Consider the following 6,595-nt stretch of genomic DNA (forward strand, 5'->3'; position numbering starts at 1 on the left):
TTTGTACAAACGCCGGATGCATGGCCGGCTGCGCGGACGATGATGTAAATACGCCCGGTGAGGCAGGTAGCAAATTCAAGCCGCTCTCATTTCGTCGCCCGCCGCCGCGATTCATGCATGTCCAGCCACGCCGACATGCAGCTGCTGGCGGCAATGATGCCCATGCCCAGCCATGACCAGAAGTCTGGCGAGTGCTGGAAGAAAATCCATCCGATCATCGCGGCGAAGGCGATCTGGGTATAGGTAAAAGGCATCAGCGCCGCAGGATGCATGCGCCTGAATGCCATGACCAGCAGCAGGTGGGCGACCGTACCCAGCAGGCCGATGGCGAGAAGGACAAGAAGCTTGCCGCTCTCGAGCCGCATGCCGATGTCCAGCAGGGGGCCTGCCTGCAGCACAATCAGCGGCGAGAGCAGGGCGACTCCGGTGACTCCTGTATAGAACTGCGTGGTATGCGGGTTGTCGAGCAAGGCCAGCCGGCTCGTCACCAGATTGTAGGCGGCCGAGACAAGCGTGGCCACCAGTGGCAGCAGGGCAACGACATTAAACAGCGCGCTCCCCGGGCGAATCACGGTCATGGTGCCGGCGAAGGCCGCAAGAATCAGCAGCCAGCGCAGCAGGCCGAGCGGCCGCTGGGAGAGCCGGCTGGTGAGCGCGGTAACAAGAATCGGCGAGAGCATGATGATTGCCGTGAATTCCGCAAGCGGCAGATACTTCAGGCTGTAGAAGGTCAGCACGCTCAGCATGATCAGCATGCTGCCGCGCAGAAACTGAACGCGCGGATGCCTGGTGCGAAAGCCCTGCCAGCCCCGGTTGAAGAGCACCGTGCCGGCCATGATCAGGGCCTGAATCGCATATCGGCACCAGAGGATAAGCACCATCGGCAGGAATGCGCCAAGAAACTTGGTGCCGGCGTCCATCAGGGAAAACAACAGGGCGGCAAGCGTGATCATTGCGATCGCGCCAGCGGGATTGGTCTGGTTCATGCCTCAATGATAGTGGGATAGTTTCTTCCATGCAGCATCGGCAGCCATCCTGTGATGGTCATGCAATGCTTTTGTTGAATCCTTGCTGCAAACCGATGTCTCAATGACATCGACCATGCTTCAATGACAAGGCTGACAATGGACAAGGATGAAGTTTCAATGGAAGACCTGATGCGCTATACCGCGGCAATGGCACAGGCCATCCCTGATCTCGATTGCCCGGAGTGCTGCGAATGCGGATGGACATACCACTATATCGAACGCAGCGCCGAAGTTTTCCGCGAAGAGATGGAATGGGCTGTGCTGGTCCAGACCATGGTGCTCTACCGCCGGAGACAGGGCGCACCGCACCGCGGCTGAATGCATCCACACATTACGCGTCCCCGTTGATGGCTATTCGAGGCGGCGTTCGATAAATGCTTTTGTGCCGCTTCCTTGAGGCCGATTCGATCATGCACAGCCTGTTCCCCAAGTCCCCGGTCATTCCCGCAGTTTCACAGGCATCGCTGCCCGCGTGCGAATGGGTCATGCCGGCGCCGGCTGCGGTTCGCAGGGAATATGCCGGCCTCAGCAAGAAGCTGCCTGCCGGCCCGCCGGACTATCTCCTCGTCGAGATCATGCACTCGTGCGAAGGAATAGAGAGGTGCACCGCCGCCGTTTACAAAGGGCGCGCCTATGTGATTCATTACGGATTCATTCCACGCCCGGTCTGACGGCCGGTTTCTTCGGTCTGGGGGCGGCAATGGGATTCCAAAAATTTTTTCCAACTTTTTTCGAATTTGGCGTCCAGGCACTTGAGCGTTTCGATTCTATGAGGTAAGATGCGCGCCTCTTTGACGTGATTCTCAACGAGTCACGACGGAGCCCAGATGGCGGAATTGGTAGACGCACTAGGTTCAGGTCCTAGCGGTGGCAACACTGTGGAGGTTCGAGTCCTCTTCTGGGCACCAGTCTTAATGACGGGTGCTTTGCATGAATACCTGTCCTGTTGAACAAGCAGGCAGTAGCTGTCGCCCAGATGGCGGAATTGGTAGACGCGCAGCGTTGAGGTCGCTGTGTCGAGAGACGTGGAGGTTCGAGTCCTCTTCTGGGCACCAGACGCTTCAATGCCGTCGGTATCGCAGCTGTCGTATTTGGTTTTCCCTTCCGCTGGAATTTCCAGCTCGGCCATACTCCATCACGGATACTTCTATTGTTTCAGACGGTTCTTCCGCTCTGAGATCATCAGGCAAACGGTCGCTTCCCAAAGTTTTCCAAACCTGAGACAGGCTTCTTGATATCACGCAAGCCTTCCGGGCTTCGCTCTTGTTACCTTTATCTCGAAAATAATGCAGCGAGGTAACAATGTCGATCTACCATTTCGAATACAACAAGCGCGGATTGAAGGGAAGCAGTGCGGTAAACGCCTCTTCGGAAACCCAAGCCAAGGAAACCCTGCTCGCCGACCTGTGGGAGCTTGGTTACGTTATGGCGCCGGAACATCTCATTCTCATAGAGACGGAGCCGGGTTCTGCGAGCGTCGCCTACTATTGATCCGATTGGCGCCGGCATGCTCGGCACTGTGTTCCACCCTCGGGGGGCGAACACTTGCCTGCATGGGTCATCCAAGTGCGCGTGCCCGTGAAGCGGCGGCTGCAATAAACAGGCATAAGGCGCCAAGCAGCGCCAATGACATCTGAAGGCCCCAGCCGTGCGCAACAAAACCAATGATGGGCGGACCGATCAGGTTGCCGCTGTAGCCGAAGGTTGCGACCGCGGCAAGCGCAGTCGAACCATATCGGGCGGCTGCGCTGTACACGAAGGGAAATAGCGCAGCCATTCCGGCCCCGGCAATGGAAAAGCCGAATATCGTTGTGACCGTGTTGAGAGCGGGAACGGCAATGAATATCCCGGCTGCCGCAAGCAATGCGCCGGCACAAATGACGCGCCGAGCCCCAAAGCGGTCCTTGAGCCGATCCCCGACAAGACGCGCGACCAGCATCATCGCCGCGAATCCTGCAAAACCCAGCGGCGCAATACCGTCCCCTACACCCAGCTGGTCTTTCATGAACACGCCGCTCCAGTCAGCGACCGAGCCTTCCGCCACCGCGCCGGAAAAACAGATCACCCCGAGCACCACCGCAGGGCCATGCGGAATGGCGAAGCTTCGCTTGGCGCCGTGCGGATCGAGGTCATCCCTGTCGAGGCTTGCATAGCTGAGGTAGAGCGGCACGGATAACAGCAAGGCTATCGCCGCGAAGTGCGTAACCGGGTCGAGGCCCATGCCCGCCAGTCCGCTGCCGATCAGCGCCCCGGAGACTGTCCCGACGCAAAACCATGCGTGCAGGGCCGACATGATGGATCGTCCCGCCAGCTTTTCGACATCCGCGCCGATCGCATTGATCGCCACGTCGAAGCTGCTCGACGCTGCGCCGTAGACAACCGCGGCAAGCAGAAGAGTCTCAAATCCTGGAACCAGCGACAGGGCGGGGAGACTTGCCAGCAGAACGAGGCCGGTAAGCCAGGCGGACTTGCGTCCGCCGCGTTTCCTGATCAGCCAGGCGGCGAGGGGAAACGAACTTACGGCGCCGATGCCGCTGCTCAGCAGCACGATGCCCAGCTGCGCCGAATTCAGTGCAAGCGCGTCACGAATGGCCGGGATGCGTGCGGCCCAGCTGGCATAAACGACGCCCAAGAGAAGAAACAGCATGGGCAGTGCGGCTTGCTGAAGCAGGCCGGAACGCGTCGGCGCGACACGCATCGGCTCGGTAGAGTCTGTCATCGGCAAAAAATGAAACCGACATCCGCGAGCGGGACAGGCAGATCCTGTAGCGCCGCACGTTTGTCCGGGATTGATAGGAGTGGATGGGCTGATTGCAAAGAGTCGTTGCCATGCAATGTTGTGCAATGCATGCGCATCATCCTTTTGGAGCGGCAAAGACGCCGGGTTTTCCGGCTGAAGCCCGTCTCGGGAAGCCGGCCTCTGCACGAACCTGTTTCGCGGAGAGGTGGCCCGTGCCAATGCTGTCATTACGGGATGACATTATATTGCTCCTGAGTACGTACATGGGGTGTTCGGGGAAAGCGCGCACTCCATAGACGTGTCCACTTCAGCTTTGTTCGAAACGCTTCCGGCAAGGCTTGGTCAGAAGGGAAAGTGCAGCACATCCGTACAACGCCGGCGGCGATTTGCGATCGCATCCATTCCATTGTCTTTCCCTTTGCCTTTGCTTGCCCATGAAACGAAGAAAAATTCTTTTGGCCGGCCTCAGCCTGTTAAGTGCCTGGAGCGTTGCGGGCGTCATGAAAGGTTCCGGTGCCAAGCTGCTTGCCGGTCCCGAACCCGCGGAAGCCATGGTGCAGGCTGAAGATCGCCAGCCTGCGGGGCATCTCGTCATCATCGGCGGCGCGGAAGACCGTACCGGCGACCGGGTGATTCTTCGGCGCATGCTGGCATTGACAGGCCGGCAGGATCCGGTGGTCACCGTGATTGCTGCCGCAAGCGCGTTCCCTGACTTCGTATGGGGGCGTTACGACAGAGTATTCGAAGAGCTTGGGGTCACGCGCCGTAGGCATGTCCCTGTCGGCTCGCGCGACGACGCCGACAATCCTGAACTTGCCGCTTTGATCGAGCAGTCGCATCTCGTTCTGCTGACAGGTGGAGACCAGCGACGCCTCCTCGGCCTGATCGGCGGCACCGGTCTCGAACGGGCGCTCGATCACGCATACCGCGTCAGCGGTGTCTGCATTGCCGGCACCAGCGCCGGCGCTGCCGCCATGTCGCGCAATATGCTGGCAGGGCGCTCCATCAGCGACGGGCTCGGCTTGCTGCGCGGGGCGCTGATTGACCAGCATTTCTCTCAGCGTCGCCGGCTTGACCGGCTTGCGATCGCCGTGGCGCGCCATCCGCAGTTGATCGGCATTGGCGTGGATGAGGATACGGCCCTCGTGATCAGCCGCGGCAGGAAATTCGAAGTCATCGGTTCAGGGGCCGTCACTATCGTCGACGGCAGACGCCTGGGCGCCCCGGTCGAAGACGTCGACATGGAAGAACTGCTGCAGGCCTCGTCCATTCAAATACACCAGCTGCCCTCGGGGGTTTCCTCCGCGGCCGACCATTATCGGCAGAAGGAGAACATGCTGGAGGAGGAAGTATCTGCCTTGCAAGCCCTGGCTGAAGTGCTCCCGGTACTGACACGCTAGAAAGCCTTTCGCGTATTCGGCAACTTCATGGCCATGGCCAGGTCAGAGCAGGCTTTGTCACCATCAGGAAGTAGATGATGACCATGGCGGTGAAGGCGGGATAGCCCAGCCCTTCCCACCAGCGCGCATATTGCCAGTAAAGAGGCGGCAGCTCGCTGTTGCAGGCCACGGCCTCGTCCGCCATTTTCTTCATTCTCATTTGCAGCCACACTACCGGCAGCCAGCATGCGCCCGCCAGCACATACAAGACCAGGGTCCAGGCGATCCACGGAGTGTTCAGCTTCCAGCCCGCCATGTGCATCAATGCGAAACCGGTAATCGGTTGAATAAATCCTGCCGGCGTCGTGAATATCCAGTCGGCGCGTACGACGAGACGAGCCACAACCGCCTGAGCAGCAACGCTTTTGCTTCGGTTGGCAAAGAAAAGATAGAAAGCGGAACCAAATCCGACTCCCGCGAGAAAAACCGAAGAAATGACATGCAGCGTCTTGATGAGAAGGTAAGTGGACATGGTCTTGGGCTGGTCGGCGACGACGTATTGTCAATCTCATATGGACAGGCGATGCCACCGGACCGTTCGAGTTCCATCGCATCTTGCCGGTCGCGGCAGTCATGACGCCGGTCACGACGCGGCGTGAACCGCATCATCAGACGAGGATTTGCCGGCCAGGAAAGGAAATGGATTGATGGCGCCCCTTGATGTATAAATGCCGTAATGCAAATGCGGCGGCGTCGACTTCGCATTTCCTGTATTGCCCACGAATCCCAGCAAGGCGCCTGCACTGATGCGTTCGCCGGTCCGGACGTTGGCAACCTGATCCAGATGGGCATAGTAATGGCGGTGCCCTCCCGGTCCCAGAACCCAGACGACTGTGCCGCCAAGCCTGTTGGTGCCTATGCGGCTGATGATTCCCTCGGTCGTTGAGCGTACCGGTGTGCCGCGTGCGGCAAAAATGTCGATGCCCTCATGCCTGCGTCCATGGCTTCTCTCAGCGTGCCAAGTGTCCCGCAGCTGGCGCTGCCTTACCCGATCAACCGGGATGCGCAAATGTTGGGCGGGAGGGCTGGCGATCAAACCCGAAAGGTAAACCGACTTTTCAAGCACGGGCTTGATGAGGGCGAAGCTCGCATTAATCGCCATGGCAGCCAGCAGCAGGCGCGTGAGGCGCAAAATAAATATCCATGGCGAGATGAATGGCATGCCTGTTTGAGCAGTATGTATCCACACTGGTTCAAGCGCGATGGAAAGCCCGGAGCAGTATCTTCGATGTCTTTTTCTTAATTTTCAAAGATTAAAAGGCCATTTTTCTGTTGTATGCGAAAAAGTGCTTGGCAGATGCAGAGGGCTTTGCTATAGTTCGGCTCCCGTCGCGAAACGCAGCAAACAAAGCGCGAAGCGACAGGGAGCAACAAGGGCGGTAAAGGGC

Annotated in this window: 8 protein-coding genes and 2 tRNA genes; 6 read left to right on the top strand and 4 right to left on the bottom strand. The window is 58.9% G+C overall.

Annotated features, from left to right (window positions below):
• Positions 1–86: 86 nt before the first annotated feature.
• Complete coding sequence (locus IGW03_RS32210) at positions 87–986, bottom strand: DMT family transporter (protein WP_194726548.1); 900 nt, start codon at positions 984–986, stop codon at positions 87–89.
• Positions 987–1,109: 123 nt separating this feature from the next.
• Here IGW03_RS32210 and IGW03_RS32215 point away from each other — a divergent pair, with 123 nt between their 5' ends.
• The 5 genes from IGW03_RS32215 (at position 1,110) to IGW03_RS32235 (ending at position 2,519) form a co-directional block, all read left to right on the top strand.
• A complete protein-coding gene (locus IGW03_RS32215) occupies positions 1,110–1,346 on the top strand; it encodes a hypothetical protein (RefSeq protein WP_194726549.1) in 237 nt (78 codons plus the stop codon).
• A 92-nt stretch (positions 1,347–1,438) separates the two neighbouring features.
• Entirely contained in the window at positions 1,439–1,699 is a 261-nt protein-coding gene (locus IGW03_RS32220; RefSeq protein WP_194726550.1) for a hypothetical protein, read from the top strand.
• A 150-nt stretch (positions 1,700–1,849) separates the two neighbouring features.
• Positions 1,850–1,936, top strand: a tRNA-Leu gene (locus IGW03_RS32225).
• A 62-nt stretch (positions 1,937–1,998) separates the two neighbouring features.
• Positions 1,999–2,083 (top strand) — tRNA-Leu (locus IGW03_RS32230).
• A 247-nt stretch (positions 2,084–2,330) separates the two neighbouring features.
• Entirely contained in the window at positions 2,331–2,519 is a 189-nt protein-coding gene (locus tag IGW03_RS32235) for a hypothetical protein (protein WP_194726551.1), read from the top strand.
• A gap of 67 nt (positions 2,520–2,586) precedes the next feature.
• On the opposite strand, the gene IGW03_RS32240 is transcribed toward IGW03_RS32235, so the two are convergent.
• Positions 2,587–3,747, bottom strand: a complete 1,161-nt coding sequence (locus tag IGW03_RS32240) for an MFS transporter (protein ID WP_194726552.1) — start codon at positions 3,745–3,747, stop codon at positions 2,587–2,589.
• Positions 3,748–4,268: 521 nt separating this feature from the next.
• On the opposite strand from IGW03_RS32240, the gene IGW03_RS32245 reads away from it, so the two are divergent.
• Positions 4,269–5,168 (top strand): cyanophycinase, encoded by a 900-nt coding sequence (locus IGW03_RS32245; protein ID WP_194726553.1) that lies wholly within the window; start codon positions 4,269–4,271, stop codon positions 5,166–5,168.
• Between the two features lie 25 nt (positions 5,169–5,193).
• On the opposite strand, the gene IGW03_RS32250 is transcribed toward IGW03_RS32245, so the two are convergent.
• Together IGW03_RS32250 and IGW03_RS32255 are read right to left on the bottom strand one after the other, a co-directional pair.
• Positions 5,194–5,679 (bottom strand): DUF2269 family protein, encoded by a 486-nt coding sequence (locus IGW03_RS32250; RefSeq protein WP_194726554.1) that lies wholly within the window; start codon positions 5,677–5,679, stop codon positions 5,194–5,196.
• Between the two features lie 111 nt (positions 5,680–5,790).
• Entirely contained in the window at positions 5,791–6,369 is a 579-nt protein-coding gene (locus IGW03_RS32255) for a M23 family metallopeptidase (protein WP_194726555.1), read from the bottom strand.
• Positions 6,370–6,595 lie beyond the last annotated feature (226 nt).

This window comes from Noviherbaspirillum malthae, from assembly GCF_015352985.1.
Lineage (GTDB): Bacteria > Pseudomonadota > Gammaproteobacteria > Burkholderiales > Burkholderiaceae_D > Noviherbaspirillum > Noviherbaspirillum malthae.

Bases quoted from the DNA above. Each gene is read 5' to 3' on its own strand.
- IGW03_RS32240 (WP_194726552.1), bottom strand. From the start codon at position 3,747: ATGACAGACTCTACCGAGCCGATGCGTGTCGCGCCGACGCGTTCCGGC.
- IGW03_RS32235 (WP_194726551.1), top strand. From the start codon at position 2,331: ATGTCGATCTACCATTTCGAATACAACAAGCGCGGATTGAAGGGAAGC.
- IGW03_RS32210 (WP_194726548.1), bottom strand. From the start codon at position 986: ATGAACCAGACCAATCCCGCTGGCGCGATCGCAATGATCACGCTTGCC.
- IGW03_RS32245 (WP_194726553.1), top strand. From the start codon at position 4,269: ATGAAAGGTTCCGGTGCCAAGCTGCTTGCCGGTCCCGAACCCGCGGAA.
- IGW03_RS32250 (WP_194726554.1), bottom strand. From the start codon at position 5,679: ATGTCCACTTACCTTCTCATCAAGACGCTGCATGTCATTTCTTCGGTT.
- IGW03_RS32220 (WP_194726550.1), top strand. From the start codon at position 1,439: ATGCACAGCCTGTTCCCCAAGTCCCCGGTCATTCCCGCAGTTTCACAG.
- IGW03_RS32215 (WP_194726549.1), top strand. From the start codon at position 1,110: ATGACAAGGCTGACAATGGACAAGGATGAAGTTTCAATGGAAGACCTG.
- IGW03_RS32255 (WP_194726555.1), bottom strand. From the start codon at position 6,369: ATGCCATTCATCTCGCCATGGATATTTATTTTGCGCCTCACGCGCCTG.